The following is a 21,263-nucleotide window of genomic DNA, read 5'->3' on the forward strand; positions in this document are numbered from 1 at the left end:
ATGGAGCCGACGCCCTTCGCGGTTTCGATGTCGGCGCTGGTGAATTTGATGCAGTTCGTGGTCATTGCTCTTCTCCTTGTTTGCGTTGCAATGATGGTCACCTTGCAGCTGGCCAAGGCCCGGCCACACCGAAGGCGAAGCACAGCGGAGAGGGGCAGGCGCCGGTCTTTTTGTCTCGCGAGGAATGACCCGCAGGGGCAGGGGAAAAAGATCGGCGACAACCTTTGTGGACGGGCCGACAGCTGCGACCAGCATGTCATGCAACTCAGACATCGGGAGAAGTGCGGGGGCCACGAAGGAAACTGGGTGAACTGCAAACAGAGATGCTGCGGGGGGGGGCGCAATCCACTCCTAACTAAACTCGCCTGAAATATAACCTAAGCCAGACTTCAAAGTCGCGCGCCCGCGCTGGCCTGCCGCAATCAATGTCTTCGCTGCAGCGTCCACGATGCGGACGAGTACTCGATGCGTCGAGGCTAAGAACGAAGGGCCGCCTCGTTACGTGACACCGCCACCCTCCAATGGTCTGAAACGACGAACCGGTCGGTCGGATCGGTCATTCTATGCGAGGATACACATGGCCAGGGTAGTCCCGCCCACCGACCGCGCATACCAATTGGCCCAGGCAACCGTCGCTGACTTGCCCTTCCAGTGCGCATGCTATACGTCATTGACACATATGCCGCCAAAAACTATATGGAACTGACGATGACGCGATTACAGACAGTGGTCGAACTGCCCGAATTCCAAAGGCGCGCCAAGGTAATCATGTCGGACCAGGAGCGTGAGGCGGCGATCAACTTCATTGCCGCCAATCCGGAAGCGGGCATTTCTCTTGGTGGCGGGTTACGCAAAGTCCGCATCCCGAGAGAGGGTAGCGGCAAGAGTGGCGGCTTCAGGACGGTGTATGTCTTTGGCGGGACCCATATGCCGATCTTTCTGATCACGGTCTTCGCCAAGAATGAGAAAGCCAACCTGTCGAAGACCGAACAGGCCGCTGCGGTAGAGATGAGCAAGGCGCTTGTCGCGAAATATGGAGACGCAACATGAGTGCATTCGAATCCATCACCAAGGGGCTGGAAGAGGCGCTGGCCTTCGCAGATGGCGACTTGGCCGGCGTGAAGGTCCATGAAGTTTCCGTCGCGGAAGTCGATGTCGCCGAAGTCCGGCAACGGACGGGCCTGTCCCAGGCGGAATTCGCCAAGAGCATCGGCGTCGCGAAAGGCACGCTTCTGAACTGGGAACACGGGCGCCGGCACCCCACGGGCCCGGCCCAGGTTCTGTTGGCACTGATCGCAAAGAAGCCTTCTGTCGTGCAGGACCTGTTGCGCGGTGCGTGAACCGGGGCCTAAGCCCCGATCCTCTTGATGCGGATACCGATCTTGCGGGCCTTGTCGACGATGTTCTCGGTGATGCCCGAACCGGGGGTGGCGATAAGACCCTGTGGCATGGTCTCGAGCATCTTGTCGTTGCGCTTGAAGGGAGCGGCCTTGCCGTGGCTCTTCCAATCAGGTTTGAAGACCACCTGTGTGACGCCACGGGTATCTGCCCAGCGGGCCGCGATCATCTCAGCGCCCTTGGGCGTGCCACCGTGCAGGAGCACCATGTCGGGGTATTTGGCGTGGGTGGCGTCGAGGACGGACCAGATCAGATCGTAAGCCTGATAGTCCCCGCCCGAGAAGGCGATCCGCGTGCCTTCGGGGCAGTGCACCTCGGTCTCCTTGCGGCGCTTGGCCGAGAGATAGGCCCGGCTGTCCACCACGGCTGAAGTCAGGCCGCGGTGCGAGACCTTCGATCCGGTGCGGGGCAGCCAGGGCGATCCTGTGGCGGCTGAGAAGTGGTCCACGGCCAGATCGCGCATCTGCTCGAAAGCGTCGCGATGGTCCCAGAGCTTGAGCCCGATCATCTGGAGGCGCTCGAGCTCGACCGAAGCGACCTCGGAGCCGTCCTGGATGGCCAGACTTTCCCGGACCTCGAATTCGTTGTCGTCCAGAAGCTTCTGGATATAGGTGAGACGGCGATGGAAGATAGAGGTGAGCGACCAAAGCATCTCTTCGAGATTATCTTCCAACTGGCTGCCCGTGAGGAGGCCGATGGTGGTCTCGAACAGTGTCGCCATGGCGAACTCGACCTCGTCAGGCTGGGGCAGGGGGCGGTGATCGGTCTCGCCGGGCCCGGGCGTTGCGCCATGAAGTGCGAGGTGGTCGAGGATGGCGGATGTCACGCCGGTCTCCTCGGGGATATCTTTCTGATGGGGCATTGTCTGGTTCCTCTGTTTGATCTGACCCGATTTGGATGGGCGATAACAGGACCGGCGGCGACCGGGCCGCATCCGTCAGGATCGGAGCGCAGCGGAGAATGCGCCGCGGACCGGAAAATTGTTCCCGCGAGGAATGAGCCGAAGGCTCAGGGGAATTTTCTGGTTCGGGGCGCATTGCTGCCCGGGCGAGGAGCGCTCTGCCCCGACCCGCTGGTCCATCGCTCCCGAAATCCAAACGGGATCAGATCGAACCCGCGGAACCTTTGCCCCGTCAGGCATCCCAGAGGAGGTTGGCGCTCAGCCGGCCTCGAGCTTCAGACCTTGCTCTTTCATGGCCTCTATCAGCGACCGGCGCAGCGCATCCTTGCCGAAAGCCCGCAGATCGTCGTTGAAATCACCCATGTTTGGCACGAGATCACCACAGGTAATTCCAAGCGATTCCAGTTTGTTACGCAATCTCATTGATCCGTTACGCCCAGCTTCGTCATTGTCCCGCGCGATGCAGATACGCTTGACGCCCGGCGGCGGGATGAAGAGACCGAGATGGGCGGCGGTGAGACAGGAGGCGAGATCGAACTCGGGGAGAGCCGTGCCGACCGAGAGGGTGTTCTCGAGCCCTTCGCCGACGATGAGATCGCTGCGAGGTGAGCCGGACCAGAAGCGGATGGCATGGCCGTGCAGCTGTCCGATGATCCGCTTCGGGCTCTCGATCTCGGCCAAACCGCCGGTGGACGGGTCGAGATAGACCCTTGCGCATCCGGTGATCTGGCCGCGATTGTCGGTGATCTTTGCGAGCAGGGCAGGGGCTCTTTGCGGCGGATCAGGATCGTCGTCGCCTTGCCACAGAAAGACCCGTGGGTGATAGCGCAGGGCCGGACCTAGCCGTGTGATACCGCGCCCTTGCAGATAGGCGGCAGCCAGAGTGCCGAGTAACGGCTTGCCTGCGGCAAAGAGTTTGCGCGCCCGCGCGATGCGTTTGTCGGCGTCTGCATCCGAGCGCTCAGCTTTTCGTGGCTCTCGTGGCTCTCGTGGCACGGCAGGGCAGGGGTCCCCGCCGAGAAAGGACCGGGCCTCCCTCAGCGTTTCCTTCAGCGTGACCGACCCAAGCCGTTCCTGCAGCAGGTCGATCAGATCGCCATATTCACCCGTCGCGAAATCGGTCCAGGATCCGGCTTTACGACCACCCTGCGCTTGCAGCCGGATGGCGAGGCTCTGGCCCTTTGCGCCCGAAGTGTCGCCGACCTGCCAATAATTGCCCTGCTTGCGCCCCTCGGGAAAATACTGGCGGCAGAAACTCTCGGCCCGGTCCGCCAGATCGGCCGAGAGCTCCGCGATGCTGCGCGGCGCGCTCATGCGGCAGCATCCGCGGCGCTGGCGCCAACCGGATGTTCGGCGAGCACGCGCGCCAGCACGTCAGTGCCGTCCACCGGGATGAACACCCGCGTCTTCCACTGGATGACCTCGGTGAAACAGCCCAAGGCCTTCAATGCGGGCAGTGCCGCGCCCGACGCTCCGATCAGCTCGAGCCTCGGCTGTCCCATGACCAGAGAGCGACGCAGCTGGTAGCCCCCAAGCAGGCTGAGGGTCGTCTTGGCCTCCATCACTGCGCTGAACACTTCCAGAGGTGTCATCTCGATCTGGCAGTCGAGCCCGAGCCGCGCGTAGACGTTCAGGAGTTGCTCCTGGCTGACCAGACGGCCGATGGCGCGCTCCCCATCGTCAGTCTGCAGGCGATAGATGCGCATGTTGTCGGCTGGCAACCGGTCCCAGATCGGCAGGAGCAACCCGCAGATCAGCGTGGTCTTCGAGGTGGTGAACTCCGGCACCGCGTCCACCTCGGCCTGCCAGAGCTGTTCGAACATCGCGTCATCAACCTCTTCCCAGTGCGATTTCGAGAACTCGGTGAGGGCGAGGATCTCCGTCGCCATGGGCCGAAGGAGCTTCACCCGCAGGATCGGCACGCCATCCTCGTCCATGAAGGCCGGCGCCTTCACCATCAACGCCGCGCGTTTGGAGGAGGCGTTCCAGCACAGCGTCGCGCCTTTTGTTTCCGCGCAGATCGCTTTGACGCGAGGCAAGGTCAGCGGATCGTTGCGATCCGTGCGCTCGACGGTCAGGGCGGTGGCCGCCGCCCCGGTCGCCTCATGCTCGAAGATGACCTTGCGATCAACTAACTCGAACTTCTCGGCGCGCAGGGTCTCGAGGCCGACATCGAGCGTGCCTGCCTGGCGCGCATCCTCGATGATGGCCGAAAGAAAACCGCCGAAGGCATCAAAAATTGCGTCCTGCATGTCGATCCGCAGCGCCAGGCAGCGGTTCAGGAACTGCTGGATCGGCGGCAGGTTTTCTTTCATCGTGCCATCCGCCTCATCGAGCGTCAGCCCGGTCATTTCCTGGAACTTGGCGTAAGAGCAAGCCTCGATCTTGCCCGCGCGGAGCTTGTAGAAGAACTGCCGCAGCGCCGCGCGCGCGTAGGGGCTTTCGAGGTTGTCCTCGGCACGAAACATGTTCTGCCCGCCAGTCTCGCGCTGTCCCTTGGTGATGGCGCCAAGCGTGTCGAGGCGACGCGCGATGGTGGAGAGAAACCGCTTCTCACCTTTCACGTCTGTCGCGACGGGTCGAAAGAGCGGCGGCTGCGCCTGATTTGTGCGATTGGTGCGTCCAAGACCCTGGATCGCATTGTCGGCCTTCCAGCCGGGCTCCAGCAGGTAATGCACCCGAAGGCGCTGGTTCTTTGCCCCGAGATCGGCGTGGTAGCTGCGCCCGGTTCCACCGGCATCGGAGAAGATCAGGATGCGCTTAGCGTCATCCATGAAGGCCTGCGTTTCACCAAGGTTGGAAGAAGCAGGGCGGTTCTCGACCTTGAACCGTCCTTCACGCGTCTTCACAATGCGCCGCTTGCGCCCCGTGACCTCGGCCACCGCATCGCCTCCGAAATGCCAGAGGATCTGATCAAGCGCACCCTGCACCGGGGCCAGCGCCCCAAGATGCTCGACAAGCTCGTCGCGACGCCGCTCCGCCTCACGGCAGATAATCGGGTTGCCATCGCCATCGAGGGCAGGGCGAGACCGCAGGTCGCCATTCTCGTCCGTGTAAGGCTCAAAAAGCTGCGTCGGGAAGCTGTGCATCAGGTAGTCCATGATGTTTTCTCTCGGCGTGAAGTCGACCTGCAGGTCGTCCCACTCCGAAGGCGGGATCTCTTCGAGGCGGCGCTCCATCACCGCCTCACTGGTCGAGACCACCTGGATCACCGCTGAATGGCCCGCCGCCAGGTCCGCCTCGATCGAACGGATCAGCGAGGGACATTTCATGGCGGTGATGAGATGGTTGAAGAAGCGCTGTTTGTTGCTCTCGAAGGCCGAGCGCGCGGCGGATTTCGCCTGAGCGTTCAAGGTGCCCGTCTCGGTGGAAATACCGGATGCCTGCAGTGCTGCACCGAGGTTGGTGTGGATGATCTGGTAGGCATCGGCGTAGCTGTCATAGATCGCGACCTGGGCAGGTGACAGTTCATGGACCAGCATCTCGTATTCGACCCCCGCATAGGAAAGCGAGCGCGCGAGATAGAGCCCGAGCGCCTTCAGGTCGCGCGAGATCATCTCCATGGCGGCAATACCCCCGGCCTCCATCGCGGCGACAAACTCGGCCCGCGTCACGAAGGGGAAATCACCAGTGCCCCAGAGACCGAAGCGGGAAGCATAGGCGAGATTGCCGACGACCGTCGCCCCGGTGGCCGATACGTAGAGGACGCGCGCATCGGGAACCGCGTTCTGCAGCGCGAGGCCCGCAAGGCCTTGCTGGGACGCTTTCTTGTCACCGCGGTCGGACTTTTCACCGGCGGCATTTGCCATGGCGTGGCTTTCATCAAAAGCGATGACTCCATTGAACCCTTCGCCGAGCCAGGACGTCACCTGGTCCAGGCGAGAGGCTTTGCCCTCACGTTCGGCCGAGCGCAGCGTGGCATAGGTGACGAAGAGGATACCCTCGGGCAGGCGGATGTCGCTGCCCTGGCGGAACTTCGAGAGCGGCACGATATCGCCCTCGCGCCCCCCGAGCGCCATCCAGTCGCGCCGCGCATCTTCGATGAGCTTGTCGCTTTTTGAGACCCAGACCGCCCTGCGGCGGCCTTGTAGCCAATTGTCGAGGATGATGCCCGCAACTTGCCGGCCCTTGCCGCAGCCGGTGCCATCGCCCAAGAACCAGCCCTTGCGCAGGCGGAAGGCGCCCTCGTCACCCTCGGCCGCTGCCATCAGATGGCCTTCGATCTCGCCGCGCTTGAACCAGCTCTTCAGGTGCGTCTCATGGGCATTGCCAGCATAGATGACGCTTTCGAGCTGTGGAGCAGAGAGGAGGCCATCCTCGACGAGGGTCTTCGGCAGAACCGGGCGGTAGGTCGGCACGGGCGGCGGGACCGAGGCCATGGCGGCGGATTGCACCAGCGCGGTCGGATGTTCCGCCGCGCCGTCGACCCGGATCCCTTGAAGGTCATAGGCCTCGTAGACCGTGTCCTGTAGCGTACCCTCTGGTTCGCTCCAGGCTTTCGGCAGGTACTCGAGTGGTGCCGTTTCGATATCATCGAAGGGATGCCTGGCGCGTTCCACGGCGAGGGCGCGGGTTTCCTTGCGCGCGGCGTTGCGTAGGGCGTGTAGGTTGGTGCGGGTCGGGCGGGCAGGGATCGATAGGGCGGTATTGTTGGGGCAGGGCGGAGGACTGCGGCGTTCCGGGCAATGGTTCAGCACCGCGTTGAGAAGGTCGCTCGTAGTCGCGGAGATCGGATGATAGGCGGTCTCGAGGTCGACAGGTGCGGTCTCTTCAACGCCCGCCGCGCGCTTGTCGATTACTGTGAGCCGCGTGTCGATCGTGGTGCCATGCCGCGCGAAGACCTTGCCGTCGATGGCGGCGGAAAACACCACATCGGCGCTCTGCCTGAACCGCTGGAAGGTTGACTGGAAGGAATTCGTCGAGGGACGGAAGCTCTCGCCGGTGATGACGACAAGACGTCCGCCCGGCGCGAGGCGGGCCAGGGCAGAGAGTACATGCTGGCTGGTGGCCTGCCGGAACCGGCCTTCCACATGGTTGGCAGCCGAGAAGGGCGGGTTCATCAAGATGACAGAGGGCATGATCGACCGATCCAGCCGGTCGTCGATCGAGGCGGCATCGTGATCCGAGACCGTTGCTGCTCGGAACAATTCACTCAGCAGGGCACGGCGGGTCTCCGCGAGTTCATTCAGCGCCAGGCCGGTGCCGGCGACCCGGGCGAAAATCGCCAGCATCCCGGTGCCGGCCGAGGGCTCGAGTACCAGGTCGTCGGCCCGGAACCGCGCCGCCTGGGCCACGATGGCCGCAAGGGGCAGAGGGGTTGAGAATTGTTGCAGACGGACGCTGTCCTCAGAACGCCGCGTGTGGGACGGGGCCAGCCCGGCGAGGCGCTCGATCATGGTGAGGAAGGCTTGCGGTGAGGCGGCCTGGCGCTGCATCAATGCGCCGTAGCGCGAAAGCATCAGGATCTGCGCGACTTCTGCCGCTTCGTAGGCGTCCTTCCAGACCCAGGCACCGCTGCTGTCACTGGCGCAGAAAGTCTCCTCCATCGCAGTGCGAAGAGCGGCGGCATCGACGGGTTTGCCCGCTTCGAACCGCGGCACGAGGGTTCTCGCAGCCTGCATAAGGTTTTGGGCGAAGCCCGAGGCATCCGGCAGGGAAAGAGCCTCGGGCGCAAGAGGGACGGAATGGGGGTGAGCGTTCATCGGCAATCTCCAGGGTTGAGGGTTGGCCCCGAACCCCGCGCGCACTCTCTCACCCGGGAGGGGTCACCCCTCCCGCCCTGTCTTTCACTCTTTTCGGTCGGGTTCTAACAGCGCTCACAGAGAATGTGATTGCAACCGAACTTTCACTGGTAATTTGCAACCTTATTCATCCCCATTGGCCATGCTCTGGCAGGTCTCAATGAATGCCCGTAACGCGTTGGATGTAAACCGGTTGGGGTAGTAGAGCCTTGGCCCATCCAGAGGTTGCCAGTGCTCTTTCAGGATCGGCACAAGCGTCTGTGCGCGAAAATCGCCCTCGAGCCAATTGCGGAACATGGCGATGATCCCCATTCCCGCCCGCGCATAACTCAATCCGGAGTTCAGGGCATTCACGCTGAGGACCAAACGTGTGATAGGCTCGACCGTGATGGCCTGACCTCCGCCTTGCAATGTCCATGGGAGCAGAGGCCCACCCGGCAGGCGATATCGGATCGCATCATGGGAGGTCAGTTGGTCAGGAGTCTCTGGGCGGCCATGTGTCTCCAGATAGGCGGGCGAGGCGGCAAGCGCGATCTGCTGGCGACGCGGTCCAATGGGGATGGAGATCATGTCCTTTTCAAGCGATGCGCCGTAGCGAATTCCCGCATCGCAATCAGACGCAACAATATCGACCAAGCCGTTGTCGACAACAAGCTCGACCTCCACAGCCGGGTGTCGATGCTGAAACGCGGCCAGAATAGGCGGCAGGATATCGGGCATGACCGCGCCCGGCACATTGATCTTCAACCGGCCGCTCACACGACCCGTCGAATCCGCAGTTTCAGCACAAGCCGCGCGCAGCTCGGCCATCAGGGGCGCGATCCGTTCCGCCAGCGCGCGCCCTTGGTCTGTCGCCCGCATGCTGCGCGTCGTGCGCAACAGGAGCGGGACACCGAGCTGTGTCTCGATGCGGGACAGCGTCGTGCTGACGTTTGACGGCGCAAGACCAAGACGCCGCGCAGCCGCTCGAAAGCCCCCCTCGTCAAGGACCGTCAGAAACACGATCAGATCGTCTTGGGATATATTGTTCTTCATGGAGAACGGGCTATTCGATATTTGGCGGATTATCAAAGATATAAAGAACAATGGATACTCTTGGTGTAACCAGCGCCGACCGACATTTGGGTCCGGCGGACAGAAATAGAAAGGACAAAGCCATGTTGATCGTGACCGGGGCAACGGGCCAGCTTGGCCGCAAAATTGTTGAAAATCTGCTGCATCACGTCGCCGCCGAGCGCATCGGGGTCAGCGTCCGCGACACCGCAAAAGCCGAGGCATTCGCGGCGCTTGGTGTGCGCGTACGCCAAGGCGACTATAACGATCCAGAGAGTTTGCGCCACGCTTGGGACGGGGCCGAACGTTTGTTTCTCGTATCTTCGAACGCTGCGGCGACTGGCGGTAATCCTCTGACGCAACACGCGACGGCCATCGACGTGGCCCGCGACATTGGTGTGGAGCGCATATTTTACACCAGTCAGGTGTCCAGTTCGCCGGACTCGCATTTCCCTCCGGGTCGCGATCATGCGGCAACGGAAACGATGCTCGCAACATCGGGGATGTCATGGACGGCCTTGCGCCACGGTTTTTACGCGGCGAGTGCCGTGATGATGAATGCCAAGGGCTTGAAAGCGGGGCGATTGGCTGCCCCGCAAGATGGGGAAGTCGCCTGGACGACCCATGACGATCTCGCTGCGGTGGATGCAGCGCTGCTGGCGGGGCAGGAGGTGACTGACGGCCCGACGCCACCGTTGACCGGGGCTGAAGCGCTCGACCTTGCCGAGCTGGCGGCGCGCGCGGGTCAGATAATGGGCAGGCCTGTCGAACGCGTTTTGATCAGCGAAGATGTCCTGCAAGCAAATGCGCGGGCCGCCGGTGTCCCGGAAGGCTCAATCGCCGTTATGTTGGGCTACTACCGCGCGGCGCGGGCGGGTGAATTCTCAACGGTCGATCCCACATTGTCACGTATCCTCGGGCGGGCTCCGCAGACGATGAGCGCCGTATTACAAGCCAGTCTCGGGTAGGGATCCTCTGTTGCTGTTCGAGAGACCTGCTGCCGGACATCGAACACAACCGAGTTCTAAAGCCTGTTGGGTCCTCAGACGCTTGAGCGCTTTGCCGCTCCAAATCACAGATTGTGGAACCGCCAGAAAAGAAAAAGGCGGCATCCGGGAGGAGGTGGATGCCGCCGATTATTCTGGATCAGCTCAGGGAGGAGGAGGAACTGATCACATAACAAAGATAGGAGCATTGCTGCGTCTGCACAATAGCTGAGCCAGAAAATTCTGCATCGCAGCAATCCGAGCTACTCTGATTGCAAAAAGGCAGGCAGACCGTAGCTCACCAATCCAACTTCCTAAAAGTGAGCCTGCGCCTGAACCCCAGTCGAATGGGATGTTTGACCGGGTGCCGGTGCGGGCACGGCGTGTCGCGCCTCGAGCAAACAGTCCAGCTCATAATCGCCGACAAACCCCCAGCAGGCGTCGACCTCCTCGCCGTTGTTCTCAACGACATAGCCGTAGACCCGTCCGCCGAGATAGGCATCGTAGCTGACGATTTCCGCGCGCAGGATGTCTTCTGCCTTTTCGCGCAGCACCTTGGTGACGCGGTTCACACCGAATTCTTTTCGAACGGCCTTGAGCGTCACATAGATGAAACCAACCTGGCCGGAATCCCACGGGCAGTGAAACCCGATCGTGTTCATCGCGAGGCCGGAATGGTCATAGAGGTAGATGGGCAGGATGATAGCCTTTCGTGCCGCGCGGTCGCGCAGGCGATCCATCGGGAGATCGCTCGGATCCGAGACACCCGCGAGGTCGCGCAGGAACGCGTCTGGGCTGTCGAACTGATGGCTGTCGCCAAGCCGATAACGCCCATGCCAGCAAATCAGCGTGCCGAGATTGGACCACTCCCACGGGCTCTCAGAATCGGGGTCGTGGTAGATCTTGATGATGTGGCCTTGGTAGGCCTCCTCGTAGACAGGGTCTTGCATGTCGATATCCTTTCTTGAAACGCAATCGACCCGCCGAGCCGGTTGAGGCCGCAGGCGGGTCGATTTGGACGTGGTCAGATGGTTGGCGAGCTTGCCGACCGGCGGATCAGGCGGCGGCGCGGTTCTGACGATGCTGGACGTGCTCGACAGAAACCTTCAGGAGCCAATCCTCAAAACCGAGAATGGTCTGGTGATTGGCGACTGCTTCGATCCAGGCCGCGCGCGGATCGCGGCCGATTTGCGTCGGGTCGTTGTCGATCCGGCCATTGGCCATCCAAGGCTCAGGCTGAATGCGTCCGAGCCATTCCGCCAGCGACGGGATGCGCCCCTGGCAATCTTCGCGCACATGCTGCTCGCCAATCCAGCGGATCGGGACGACCCGGCCGGCGCTGTTGGTCAGGCTGTGGCCAAACAATCGCTCAGCTTCGAAGATCCCGAGCGTGTGGTGCCGATGTGCGCGATGCGTAAAGATCGCGAGGCGCTCTTTGGATGAGTCAAACCAGTCATGCACATGCTGGTAATCATCCGGAACTCCGCCAAATTTTCGGGCCGAGCTTTCGGCGTGGTGGAGGGGATGTGCCATGTCAGAGCCCCTCGTGTACGGTGGTGTCGGTCTCGATATAGCGCTTCGAGTGGCTGACATCGATTTTGTCCGCCTGGAGTGCCCAGGTCAGTTCGCCATAGCCACCTTCGTTGTTCTTGAAGCCGGGACTCAGCGCATAGGCGAAGTCCCAGCCGAAATCTTCGACCCGGTGCCGCAGGTCTTCTGTCAGCGTGATCGTGTCAGGGCTCACGACGACATCCTCGACATTGCCGGAGTCGCCGTAGCCTTCGTATTGCACCTCGATGGTCGTCACGCCGAGAGCGCGCAACTCAGGGAGAAGAGCCGCGCGGGTCTCAACCCGCTGTTCGGCAGTCCGTCTCTGGGATTCGAGCATCTGTGCGTAGAAATCAGTCTCTTGCGTCATGTCTTTGGTCCATTTGAATTGAGGGAAGGGGAGGGCGACCGCTGCGCGAGGCCGCCCCGGAGGTTTCCTGCGAGGGCTTCAGGCCGCAGCGTCGCCGCGTTTTTCAGCCGTCCGGTCAACGAGGTTGAAATAGAGGTTCTCGGTCGCGCGCTTGAACCCCGGCGGTTTGCGCGGGGCGAGACAGCGCACCGAAGCGCTGCAGCTCTCGCCATGCTCCATGGCGAACTGCGTCACCTTGTCGATCAGGTCATCCATTCCCGCGGCCTGGATGCGCTTTTCGGGGTAGCTCCCCAGCATTTGGAACTGGGTAACAACGAAGGCGCCATCGCGATGCGCGGGATAGAGGGTAATCTGGTAGTCGAGTGTCTTGGCCATCTCTGGTCTCCTGTGGCGGGCCGGACGCGGGTATCGCGCCCTTTGGAACCCGCCAGCCTGAAAGGACCGCCCTTTGTGCAAGGGCGGTCCGGGGCGGTGACTAGGGATGGGGGGCGTCAGTATTCCGACGGCAGCAGCAGGGTCAGGACCCGACGCGTTTGCGCAAGGTCAGAGGGCTCGGGGGAGCCGTATTGGTAGTCGACATCGTACAGGTCGAGTTTGAACCAGACCGTCGTGTCCTCAAGCTCAATGACACCCATCTCGTGCCAGCCATGGGGGTCGCTGTCGGCAATGAAGGTGTCGAAAGCGGCGACGCGGCGGGTGAGTTCCAGCTGCACATCGAGCCCAAGCGCCGCGACGCCGCGTGTCATTACGAACTGGCCCTGCGGGGCATCGGCAACTGGGGCATTGCCAAGGATGGTACGGCGAAAGGCGTCATTCTGCGCAGCGATAAGTGCGGCTTCCTGAACGGGGTCGAGGTCGAGTGTGGTGGTCATAGGAATTCTCCGGGACGGGCCAGCTGATCCGTTATCGGCTGTGGTCAACCCGCCAGCCGGAAAGGGCCGCCCTCGATGTGAGGACGGCCCAGAGATCATGTCAGGTTCAGGTCGGTGGTCGCTTCGTCAGGCAGCATCCCCACTGAGGAAGGCTGGCAAGGACGACGGTTCGTCGTTCTCGGCATCGATCTGAGTATCTGAGGCGGGCTGGTCGCCTTCTTCGGCCTCGGGCACATCGTCACCCATGTCGGCGTCAGCGTCCATCGCACCGGCAAACGCCATCCCGTCGGGCAGCCAGCGCGTCGTCTTCGCAACCGTCGCCGCGCCGAACCCTTCCGTCTCGCCGGCGGTTTCCGCGAAAGCCCGCTCCATCGCGGCCGCGATATCGCCCTTGCGCTCGCGATTGCGATCTTCGGCGTAGTCCTCGCTGATCAGCTTGAGCGCAGTCGCGACTGCATGGCCCTTGTTGACTCGACCCCAGTAGTTTTGCGCGGTCGGGCGCCAGCAGGCCGCCACATCGACATCAAGCCGCGCGCCAATCTCCTCGATGATTGGGGAGGGGCGATTGTCGGAGGAGAGCTGCGGCTTTACCGCCAGACCCGTCGCCCAGGCGAAAAGCGCCTGCTTATCGGCAAGAGGCAGCGCCGACATCACCCGGAAGTCCTCTGGTTTCTCGAGCTTCATCCAGTCGGTGGCGAGGTCCTGTTCCAGTGCCTCGAGCATTTTCTGGGCGACAGTATCCGCATGCAGCACCTCGCGGTCTTGCGCCTGGAAAGGCCGGATCGAGATGTCGAGCGCTTCGTTGTTGTAGGACCGCCCCAAAGCCTGTTCGCAGAGCGCGTAGAGCATCGCATCGAACGCCACCTCGAAATCCGCCGCCAGATGCGCCCGCAGGATGTGCTGACGCGTCGCGCGCAGATCGTCGGCGAGGCTCGCCGAAATCCCATCCGCCTTGCGCAAGGTCGCCGCCGGATCGGAGGTTGGCACCGGCGTCGAGGAGGTTGGCGGCGTCACGTGCGGGCGGGCAGGGGATGGGGCATCACCCGCTTCAGCACTATCCTCGCCCGGCTCGGTCGCAGCGGGGATATCTTCTGGTCGCACGAGGCCTTTCTCGACACGTAGCGCCCCGTCATGACCGATGGTCAGAACCACGCCCGCGATGGCACGATCTTCGTCCGCGTACGGTTGCCGTTCGCGCTGCAGGGCTTCGATCTCGCGCAAACGCGGCTCGATTGCGTAGTATTCCTCCGTCTCCGCCTCAGACCAATCCTCGCCGTCGTTCTGCGCCGCCAATTCCTCTTCGCGGGCGATGAGACGTTCCTCCTCGGCGAGCAAGTCCGGATCGGGATCGACATCCTGCGGATAGACCCGCCCGAAACTGCGAAACGCGCCGTAGTCGACCGAGAGGTGAACCTCGACCCATTTCCACATCCCCTCAAAAGTCTTGGCCGCAGCCTGCAGCCTCTCGATGGCGAGGCGCTCCAGGAGCTCGGGGTTTTCCATATGGGCGCTGGCACGATCGTCGAAGAGATCGCGCAGCAGAACGCCGCCTGCCGCCTCATACGCCTCGATGCCGACAAAGCGCCCGAGGGCCGAGTTCGCCGAATGCGCGGTCTCAGTCAGCTGGCGTTTGATGCTCTGTGGGTGGATGTGATAGCCGCCCTTCACCGCGTTCCAAACTGCCAGTTGGCGGTCATGGTCGTCGGTCAGCGTGAAAGCCATCACGCATTCGAGGGTCAGATCGCCCGCACGGAATTGTTCGATGATCTCGGGCGCGACACGGGCGAGTTTGAGACGACGTCGCACCAGGTCGACCGAGACGCCGAACTTCAGCGCGATCTCGTCCTCGCTGCGCCCCTCGGCGATCATCGCCTCAAAAGCTTCGAACTGGTCGGCCGGGTGCATCGCCGCGCGCTGGAGGTTTTCCGTGGTAGATGTGAGGATGGCGTTGCGCTCGTCCTCGACGAGGCAGGGCACGGGGTGATCAACTGGGATCACGCCGTCATCGGCGAGCTGCTTCAGCGCCTTGAGGCGGCGACCGCCGGCATCAACCGCAAAACGTGTCTCAGACAGCGCATGAACCACCAGGTTCTGCTTGATGCCGGTTTCGCGAATGCTTGCGAGAAGCTCGGCTTCGACGCTGGCGCTCGGCGCCACCTTGCGAACGTTGAGCGGGCTGGGCTCCAGCTGGTCGAGCGGGATCAGACGAATGTCGGTCGCTCCGTCAGCCGTTGCCGATGCGGCGGCTTCTGTCTTCTTCACGGTGGCGGGTTTCGGGCGGGTTGAGGTCTTGGCCATGGTCAGGGTCCTTGTTACGCCGGACCCGGATGAGACTCTCTCTATCCTATCAAGCCCGGCACCCGGGCTTCCCTTTCTCTGGCTTTTTCCAATTGCGGATCACGTCACCAATCGACCGATTGATGGCAGAAGAATAAGGTTTCGGAGGTTGGTGCCACCTTTTTTGTCTGTAAGTTCCACATAGGCGGCGCAATGGAAAACCGCTATCTGGAAGAATATGCGGCAGACCTGTGGGCCGGGTCTGCGGGGCGGGAATTGGAGTGTTGCATGGACTTACGGTTGAGGGAATATTTTGATGTCGGCACGCTGCAACGCGGTCAAGATTATGCGCATCGCGGTCTGGTCGCGACGCTCGAGCTTCTGCCGGATGGGAGTATCCGCGGGCGTGTGTTGAATGGGCGCGGGGAAAGCTACCAGCAGCGGATTACCCTGAGCAACAGCTTTGTGGACGGGATTTGCTCTTGCCCGGTGGGGCATAATTGCAAGCACGTGGTCGCTGTTTTGATGACATCGGCGGAACGCGATATCAGCTCCCCGCAACTGGCAGCACCGGTGCGGGGTTGGCTGACCCGCGTCAAGCAGCAGCCGACAGCCCTAGTGCCGCCTGAGGCACGTCCCGAGGACTATCCGGACAAGGTGAAGGAACGCCTGCTTTATGTCCTGATCCCGAATGAACCAAAAGTCAGGATCGACATTTACAAGGGCCGTATCAATGCCGCTGGCACGGGCCTGAACAAGGCGATCCGGCGCTATGATGCGCTGCATGCCCTGCGCAGCAACGCTGTGGCAAAATTCATCCGACCGACCGATCTGGAGCTTTTGTCTGCGCTGGCGCAAACGCGATTATGGCAGACGCATTACAGCTACAGCCTGCCTGATGCGTTCAGGCCTATGGGTCAGGATGTTTTGGCCCTGATGCGGCGGTTGTGCGACACGGGTCGCTTCCTGCATGACAATGCTTCGGATGCTCAGCTGACCTGGGCAGAAGCGCATCCGAAGGCCAGGCTGGCCTGGCGCATGGCGGCCAATGGCAGCCAGAAGCTGGGTTTTGAGAGCGAGACCGGCGCGCAGCTGGATTTGCGGGCGCTGGATGGGGCGACACTATGGGCGAACATTGCGCGGGGGCAGATCGGGGCGCTGGCACAGCCAGTGCCGATCGAAGCGTTACACCTTGTCCAAAGCGCACCCGAGGTCGCGCCCGATGAAGCGACGGCCCTGGCTGCGGAGATGCCCGCCACGCTCGCAGGACTGGCCTTGCCGCCGCCGCATGTGGCGCGACAGATACGGCGCGCGGCCCATAAACGCATCGCTCGGTTGACGCTTGGAGCCGAGAGCGCGCGTGACGGCTATAGGCGTTGGGACAGCGTTTCTGTCACTCTGCCAACACTGACATTGCGCTTTGTCTATGACGGGCAGGAGGTTTGGGAAGGCGAGGCCGACCCCCGGGTCGTTGAAAACAACGAGGTTGTAACGCTGACGCGCGATCATCAATGGGAAGCTGCTTGCGTCATCCGGCTGATGGATGCAGGGGCGATACCCGTTGACGATGTGGACTACCTTTTGCCGAGCGCTCGAATGCTGCAATGCGATTTCGTCTTCGCTGAGGAGGAGATGGGCGCAAACAGTATGCGCCTCCCGTCGTCGCGCGATGGTCTCGAGTTTGCGTTCCGGACGCTGCCCGGGTTGCGGACCGAAGGCTGGGAAATCATTGAAACATCAAAGTGGCCCTTCCGTTTGAGCGATGAAGCTGCCGCGCTGACGGTTGCAACACAGGCCGAGGCGGGCGACACATTCCACGGCAACGACTGGTTCTCGCTGGGGTTTCAAGCCGAGATCGGCGGCAAGCCAGTGGATGTCGCGCCCCTGATCGCGGCCTTTCTTGAACAGGTGCGTGACGAATGGGACGCCGTGCCGGATGTCGACGTCCTGTCGCAGCATCTGTCCGATAAGCCGGTTTACCTGAACCGGGGCAAGGCGGGCTATGCCCCCCTGGATCTCAGTCCGCTGGCGCCCCTACTCCATCTGGTGCTGACGCATTATGCTGAACTGGGCGCGCTGCACCCGTCGGATGCTGATGTCGCCCGGTTGGCAGAAGAGGCGCTGGCAGGCAGCTCGGTGAGGTTCGCCGACAATGCCGGGATCATCCCACTGGCCCGCAGCCTGAAGGCATTGGCCGAGGCTGAGAGCTTTGCCCCACCAAAGGGATTGCGCGCGCATTTGCGCCCGTATCAGGCCTATGGTTCCGCCTGGATGGGCAGCTTGCTCGAAGCCGGTTTTGGCGGGGTCCTGGCCGATGATATGGGGCTGGGCAAGACAATTCAGGTGTTGGCCCTTTTGCAGGCACGTCGCGAAGCAGGCGCAGCTGGCCGGGCGCTTCTGATCGTTCCGACCAGCCTGCTGCATAGCTGGCAGATGCAGGCCGCGCAATTCACTCCGGATCTTCGCCTCGTGGTCCTGCATGGCACAGGCCGGGCGGCGTTGCGCGAGGAGGCTCTGCACGCCGATCTGGTCGTCACCACCTATCCGTTGCTGGCGCGCGACCATGACTGGCTGGCAGCGACAGAGTGGCCTCTGGTGATCCTGGACGAAGCGCAAACCCTCAAGAACCCTGCCTCGCAAATGGCCAAGAGCCTGCGCAACATTCCTGCCAAGGGGCGGCTGGCGCTGACCGGCACGCCGCTGGAAAACTCGCTGCAAGACCTTTGGACGCTGATCGACTGGGGGAATCCGGGCCTTCTGGGGGATCGGAAGGGGTTTCAGAAACTGTTTCGCACCCCGATCGAAAAGCATGGTGACGCGGTCGCACAATCGCGTCTGAACCGTCGGCTGCGCCCCTTCATGCTGCGCCGCACCAAGGAGCAGGTCGCAACCGAGCTTCCACCAAAGACCGAAATCCTGGAACGGGTGGATCTGTCAAAGCCGCAGCAAGCGCTTTATGAAGCCGTACGCAGCACCATGGATGCCCGGGTGCGCGAGGCGATCAGCGCCCGTGGTCTGGCCGCAGCGCAGATTACCGTGCTCGATGCGCTGCTCAAGCTGCGGCAGGTGTGCTGCGACCCGGCGCTGGTCAAGACTGACGCGGCGCGCGCGGTGGCGGACAGCGCCAAACGCTCGCGATTGCTTGAATTGCTGGCCGAGCTGGTGGCCGAGGGTCGCCGCGTTCTGGTGTTTTCGCAATTCGTTGAAATGCTGCGTCTGATCGAAGCGGATCTGGCCGCCGCCGGCATCCCCCATCTGACGTTGACGGGCCAGACGCAAAAGCGTGCCGATGTACTGGAAAGCTTCGCGAAAGGCACTGCGCCGGTTTTCCTGCTTAGCCTGAAAGCCGGTGGTCTTGGGCTGACCTTGACCGAGGCGGATACGGTGATCCTTTATGACCCATGGTGGAACCCAGCTGTGGAGCGTCAGGCCATGGACCGCACCCATCGCATAGGTCAGGACAAACCGGTATTCGTGCATCGTCTGGTCGCCGCAGGCACAGTAGAGGAAAAGATACTTGACATGCAGTCGCGCAAACAGGCGCTGGCCGACGCCTTGTTCGACAAGGATGGGGGACAGGCTGGCCCGTTGCTGGACGAGGCGATACTGCAAGATCTGTTTGCGCCGCTCGGGGTGTGACAGGGGCTCGCCGCCTAGACGTTGCGCCAAAGCATGCGAACGCGGCTCTTCCGGCTTGAGATGTTACCGACCATTTCTGGCAAACGCGCCGAAGGTCCGAAGATTACAGCCCCGCAGCCTTGGTCAGGTTTACGCGGAACCGGTCGCGGCGACGCTGATAGCGGCGGGTCATTTCGGCTGAGGCGTGACCAAGATGCTTTTGGACGTAGCGCTCATCGACTTCGGCAGAGCTCGCGAGACCGGCGCGCAAGGAATGGCCGGAAAACAGCGCCAGGCGCTCTTTTTCGGACAGTTCGGATCGGATGCCGGCGTCGAGGACCGTGCGCTTGATCAGTCGTGCGACATGTTTGTCGTTCAGGCGTGTTTCAGATGCGCACTTGCCATCCCGCGAGGTGCCGACGAAGACAGGGCCGAAGTCGATCTTTGCAAAGTGCAGCCATTGTTCCAGCGCCTGGACCGGGCAGATTTGATCGCTGGAACCGCGGCCAATCTCGACCTCGCGCCAGCCGGTCTTCGCGTTGAGCGTGAGCAGGGCGCCTTTGTCGAAGATCTCAATCCAGCCACCAGAATCCGGCGTGTCGTCCTTGTGCACGTCGAGGCTGACGATTTCGGATCGGCGCAGACCCCCCGCGTATCCCAACAGCAGGATCGCGCGGTCCCGCAACCCACGCAGATCGAAGGGAAGGCTGCCCACCATAGCGAGTATATCGTCGGCCATGATTGCTTCTTTCCGAACCGGCGGTCGCGCGTGCCTGCGCTTGATCCCGGCAAGCACGGAGGCGATGTGGCGGCTTTGTTGCACAAATCGGGTGAAGGGCGTTCTTCCCCTTACCCCAGACGGATTTAGCCTACGGGATCAGTGATGGGTATGCCAAGAGCGGTGTAGCGGTTGAGGACTGCGATGCGGATTTGGATTTCCGCGACCTGCCTTTCGAAGTCCCTCGCCATCAGCGATTGGCCGAGCAGTTTCACACAATGCATCTTCGTTTCTACGCGACTTCGGCGGTGGTATCCGCTCCAGCGTCGCCACAGAGTGCGGCCCAGATATCGTTGCGCATTGACCGCATCGTTGCGGGCTATTGCTCCGTCGCTCGTAGGCTTCCAAGGCTTGGCATTCTTGCGTGGTGGGATCACGGCATGGGCACGTCTCGCGGCAATTGCCTCGTGGCATTTTCGCGTGTCATACGCGCCATCTGCGGTGACGCTGCCGATGTCCTGATCGGACGGGATTTGGGTCAAGAGTTCGGGCAGCATGGGAGCATCACCAATGTTGCTGCCGGTGACTTCGACCGCTCGGACTTCAAGCGTTTCCTCATCGATGCCTATGTGTATCTTACGCCAGACGCGGCGTTTGGGACCACCATGCTTGCGAGCGTTCCACTCGCCTTCACCTTCGGCCTTGATGCCTGTGCTGTCGATAAGGAGGTGCAGCGGACCTCTGGAACCGCGATAAGGCAAACTCACGTTCAGTGTTCGCTGTCGACGGCATAAGGTGCTGAAGTCCGGCACTGCCCAGTCCAATCCGACCAACCGCAGCAGGCTCTGAACGAACCCAGTTGTCTGGCGAAGCGGCAGGCCAAACAAGACCTTCAGCGTCAGACAGGCTTGAATGGCGGCGTCACTGAACTGCTGCTGCCGACCACATTTGCCGCTTGGTAGCGGTGTCCAAACCATCTCTGGATCAAACCAGATCGATAACGATCCGCGCTGCTTCAAACTGTCATTGTAAGACGACCAATTCTTGGTCTTATACTTTGTAGGGGCCCAACTGCTCATGGCCTTCAGCTATCAAGCTGGATTCATACAGTGAATCCCATCAGCCTATTTGTGCAACAAAGCCGTTAGTCCCCGTGAGGCGCGATATGCTTGGCCGTATCACAAAGGAGGAACGCACCATGCATATTCTCATCGCTTATTCCACAACCGAAGGCCAATCGGTCAAGATCGCCCAGTTTACGGCTGATAGACTGGCGCGCAAAGGCCACGAGACGACCGTCCTCAATCTGGGAGAGACCCGCAATATACCGGATCTGACCGCTGTTCAAAGCGTGATCTTGGTGGGTTCCGTCCACGAACGTCGCCATTCGCCTGCGCTTGAGACCTTCATGCAAGCCCGTCGTGCGTGGCTGTCGTTGCGGCCGGTTATGCTCATCTCCGTCAGCCTCAGCGCGGCCTTCAAGCACGGGCGGGAAGAGGCAGAGGAATATGTTATTGAAACCCAAATGCGCACGGGATTTACGCCCGATGAGGTTGTCCTCGCGGAGGGCGCTGTGAAACCGAACAGCTACGACTACTTCGCGAAATCTGTGGTGCGCTTTGTGGTGCTGAATGATCGGGAGTTCGAGATGGGGACGAATGACCATGAGTTTACGGATTGGGAAGTGCTGACCGATCGGTTGGAGGGATTTGCGGCAACCTCACTTGGTCGCACTGCACACGCGTAATCCCTCTGTTGGAAGATGACGATCGCTTCAATGA

16 protein-coding genes and 1 pseudogene are annotated in these 21,263 nt (G+C 61.8%); 5 read left to right on the forward strand and 12 right to left on the reverse strand.

Going from position 1 to position 21,263, the window contains the following annotated elements:
- The first annotated feature begins 708 nt into the window (after positions 1–708).
- Together AC13DE_RS05730 and AC13DE_RS05735 are read left to right on the forward strand one after the other, a co-directional pair.
- A complete protein-coding gene (locus AC13DE_RS05730; protein ID WP_483047334.1) occupies positions 709–1,050 on the forward strand; it encodes a type II toxin-antitoxin system RelE/ParE family toxin in 342 nt (113 codons plus the stop codon).
- Positions 1,047–1,340 (forward strand): helix-turn-helix domain-containing protein, encoded by a 294-nt coding sequence (locus AC13DE_RS05735; RefSeq protein ID WP_483047335.1) that lies wholly within the window; start codon positions 1,047–1,049, stop codon positions 1,338–1,340. Before AC13DE_RS05730 ends, AC13DE_RS05735 begins: the two co-directional genes overlap by 4 nt.
- 8 nt (positions 1,341–1,348) lie before the next feature.
- Here the strand turns inward: AC13DE_RS05735 and AC13DE_RS05740 are convergent, their stop codons facing one another.
- The 4 genes from AC13DE_RS05740 to AC13DE_RS05755 form a co-directional block, all read right to left on the reverse strand.
- Positions 1,349–2,260 (reverse strand): DUF2493 domain-containing protein, encoded by a 912-nt coding sequence (locus AC13DE_RS05740; protein WP_483047336.1) that lies wholly within the window; start codon positions 2,258–2,260, stop codon positions 1,349–1,351.
- A gap of 297 nt (positions 2,261–2,557) precedes the next feature.
- Positions 2,558–3,613 carry a DUF7146 domain-containing protein gene (locus tag AC13DE_RS05745; protein ID WP_483047337.1) on the reverse strand — a complete coding sequence of 352 codons (1,056 nt, stop codon included), beginning with the start codon at positions 3,611–3,613 and terminating at the stop codon, positions 2,558–2,560.
- Positions 3,610–8,001, reverse strand: a complete 4,392-nt coding sequence (locus AC13DE_RS05750) for a strawberry notch-like NTP hydrolase domain-containing protein (protein WP_483047338.1) — start codon at positions 7,999–8,001, stop codon at positions 3,610–3,612. The genes AC13DE_RS05745 and AC13DE_RS05750 overlap by 4 nt, the downstream gene beginning before the upstream one ends.
- Before the next feature lie 162 nt (positions 8,002–8,163).
- On the reverse strand, positions 8,164–9,075 hold the full coding sequence (locus tag AC13DE_RS05755; protein ID WP_483047339.1) for a LysR family transcriptional regulator: 912 nt from the start codon (positions 9,073–9,075) through the stop codon (positions 8,164–8,166).
- Between the two features lie 122 nt (positions 9,076–9,197).
- Here AC13DE_RS05755 and AC13DE_RS05760 point away from each other — a divergent pair, with 122 nt between their 5' ends.
- The gene (locus AC13DE_RS05760; RefSeq protein WP_483047340.1) at positions 9,198–10,061 is read left to right on the forward strand and encodes an NmrA family NAD(P)-binding protein; all 864 of its coding nucleotides are present in this window, start codon (positions 9,198–9,200) and stop codon (positions 10,059–10,061) included.
- 332 nt (positions 10,062–10,393) lie between these two features.
- Here AC13DE_RS05760 and AC13DE_RS05765 read toward each other — a convergent pair whose 3' ends face one another.
- The 6 genes from AC13DE_RS05765 to AC13DE_RS05790 form a co-directional block, all read right to left on the reverse strand.
- Positions 10,394–11,029, reverse strand: coding sequence for a hypothetical protein (locus tag AC13DE_RS05765; protein WP_483047341.1), 636 nt, complete (start codon positions 11,027–11,029; stop codon positions 10,394–10,396).
- A gap of 106 nt (positions 11,030–11,135) precedes the next feature.
- Positions 11,136–11,612 carry a DUF6915 family protein gene (locus AC13DE_RS05770; RefSeq protein WP_483047342.1) on the reverse strand — a complete coding sequence of 159 codons (477 nt, stop codon included), beginning with the start codon at positions 11,610–11,612 and terminating at the stop codon, positions 11,136–11,138.
- A 1-nt stretch (position 11,613) separates the two neighbouring features.
- Positions 11,614–11,997, reverse strand: a complete 384-nt coding sequence (locus AC13DE_RS05775) for a DUF6878 family protein (RefSeq protein WP_483047343.1) — start codon at positions 11,995–11,997, stop codon at positions 11,614–11,616.
- A 78-nt stretch (positions 11,998–12,075) separates the two neighbouring features.
- On the reverse strand, positions 12,076–12,372 hold the full coding sequence (locus tag AC13DE_RS05780) for a hypothetical protein (protein WP_067264293.1): 297 nt from the start codon (positions 12,370–12,372) through the stop codon (positions 12,076–12,078).
- Positions 12,373–12,488: 116 nt separating this feature from the next.
- Positions 12,489–12,869, reverse strand: coding sequence for a DUF3768 domain-containing protein (locus AC13DE_RS05785; RefSeq protein ID WP_008335689.1), 381 nt, complete (start codon positions 12,867–12,869; stop codon positions 12,489–12,491).
- Positions 12,870–12,995: 126 nt separating this feature from the next.
- Positions 12,996–15,167, reverse strand: coding sequence for a ParB/RepB/Spo0J family partition protein (locus tag AC13DE_RS05790; RefSeq protein ID WP_008335691.1), 2,172 nt, complete (start codon positions 15,165–15,167; stop codon positions 12,996–12,998).
- A gap of 192 nt (positions 15,168–15,359) precedes the next feature.
- On the opposite strand from AC13DE_RS05790, the gene AC13DE_RS05795 reads away from it, so the two are divergent.
- Positions 15,360–18,785, forward strand: a complete 3,426-nt coding sequence (locus AC13DE_RS05795) for a DEAD/DEAH box helicase (protein WP_483047344.1) — start codon at positions 15,360–15,362, stop codon at positions 18,783–18,785.
- A 103-nt stretch (positions 18,786–18,888) separates the two neighbouring features.
- Here the strand turns inward: AC13DE_RS05795 and AC13DE_RS05800 are convergent.
- Both AC13DE_RS05800 and AC13DE_RS05805 read right to left on the reverse strand, forming a co-directional pair.
- A pseudogene (locus tag AC13DE_RS05800) lies at positions 18,889–19,584 on the reverse strand (tyrosine-type recombinase/integrase); the annotation flags it as partial.
- A 44-nt stretch (positions 19,585–19,628) separates the two neighbouring features.
- A complete protein-coding gene (locus AC13DE_RS05805; protein WP_446314325.1) occupies positions 19,629–20,561 on the reverse strand; it encodes an IS5 family transposase in 933 nt (310 codons plus the stop codon).
- 119 nt (positions 20,562–20,680) lie between these two features.
- Between AC13DE_RS05805 and AC13DE_RS05810 the strand changes: the two genes are divergently transcribed.
- Positions 20,681–21,229: a flavodoxin domain-containing protein gene (locus AC13DE_RS05810; protein WP_446314324.1), complete on the forward strand. Its 549-nt coding sequence runs from the start codon at positions 20,681–20,683 to the stop codon at positions 21,227–21,229.
- The last annotated feature ends 34 nt before the right edge of the window (positions 21,230–21,263 follow it).

Source organism: Sulfitobacter sp. L-8, from assembly GCF_056859255.1.

Excerpts from the sequence above, each read along its gene's own strand:
- AC13DE_RS05730 (WP_483047334.1), top strand. The coding sequence starts at position 709 with ATGACGCGATTACAGACAGTGGTCGAACTGCCCGAATTCCAAAGGCGC.
- AC13DE_RS05735 (WP_483047335.1), top strand. The coding sequence starts at position 1,047 with ATGAGTGCATTCGAATCCATCACCAAGGGGCTGGAAGAGGCGCTGGCC.
- AC13DE_RS05740 (WP_483047336.1), bottom strand. The coding sequence starts at position 2,260 with ATGCCCCATCAGAAAGATATCCCCGAGGAGACCGGCGTGACATCCGCC.
- AC13DE_RS05745 (WP_483047337.1), bottom strand. The coding sequence starts at position 3,613 with ATGAGCGCGCCGCGCAGCATCGCGGAGCTCTCGGCCGATCTGGCGGAC.
- AC13DE_RS05750 (WP_483047338.1), bottom strand. The coding sequence starts at position 8,001 with ATGAACGCTCACCCCCATTCCGTCCCTCTTGCGCCCGAGGCTCTTTCC.
- AC13DE_RS05755 (WP_483047339.1), bottom strand. The coding sequence starts at position 9,075 with ATGAAGAACAATATATCCCAAGACGATCTGATCGTGTTTCTGACGGTC.
- AC13DE_RS05760 (WP_483047340.1), top strand. The coding sequence starts at position 9,198 with ATGTTGATCGTGACCGGGGCAACGGGCCAGCTTGGCCGCAAAATTGTT.
- AC13DE_RS05765 (WP_483047341.1), bottom strand. The coding sequence starts at position 11,029 with ATGCAAGACCCTGTCTACGAGGAGGCCTACCAAGGCCACATCATCAAG.
- AC13DE_RS05770 (WP_483047342.1), bottom strand. The coding sequence starts at position 11,612 with ATGGCACATCCCCTCCACCACGCCGAAAGCTCGGCCCGAAAATTTGGC.
- AC13DE_RS05775 (WP_483047343.1), bottom strand. The coding sequence starts at position 11,997 with ATGACGCAAGAGACTGATTTCTACGCACAGATGCTCGAATCCCAGAGA.
- AC13DE_RS05780 (WP_067264293.1), bottom strand. The coding sequence starts at position 12,372 with ATGGCCAAGACACTCGACTACCAGATTACCCTCTATCCCGCGCATCGC.
- AC13DE_RS05785 (WP_008335689.1), bottom strand. The coding sequence starts at position 12,869 with ATGACCACCACACTCGACCTCGACCCCGTTCAGGAAGCCGCACTTATC.
- AC13DE_RS05790 (WP_008335691.1), bottom strand. The coding sequence starts at position 15,167 with ATGGCCAAGACCTCAACCCGCCCGAAACCCGCCACCGTGAAGAAGACA.
- AC13DE_RS05795 (WP_483047344.1), top strand. The coding sequence starts at position 15,360 with ATGGAAAACCGCTATCTGGAAGAATATGCGGCAGACCTGTGGGCCGGG.
- AC13DE_RS05805 (WP_446314325.1), bottom strand. The coding sequence starts at position 20,561 with ATGAGCAGTTGGGCCCCTACAAAGTATAAGACCAAGAATTGGTCGTCT.
- AC13DE_RS05810 (WP_446314324.1), top strand. The coding sequence starts at position 20,681 with ATGCATATTCTCATCGCTTATTCCACAACCGAAGGCCAATCGGTCAAG.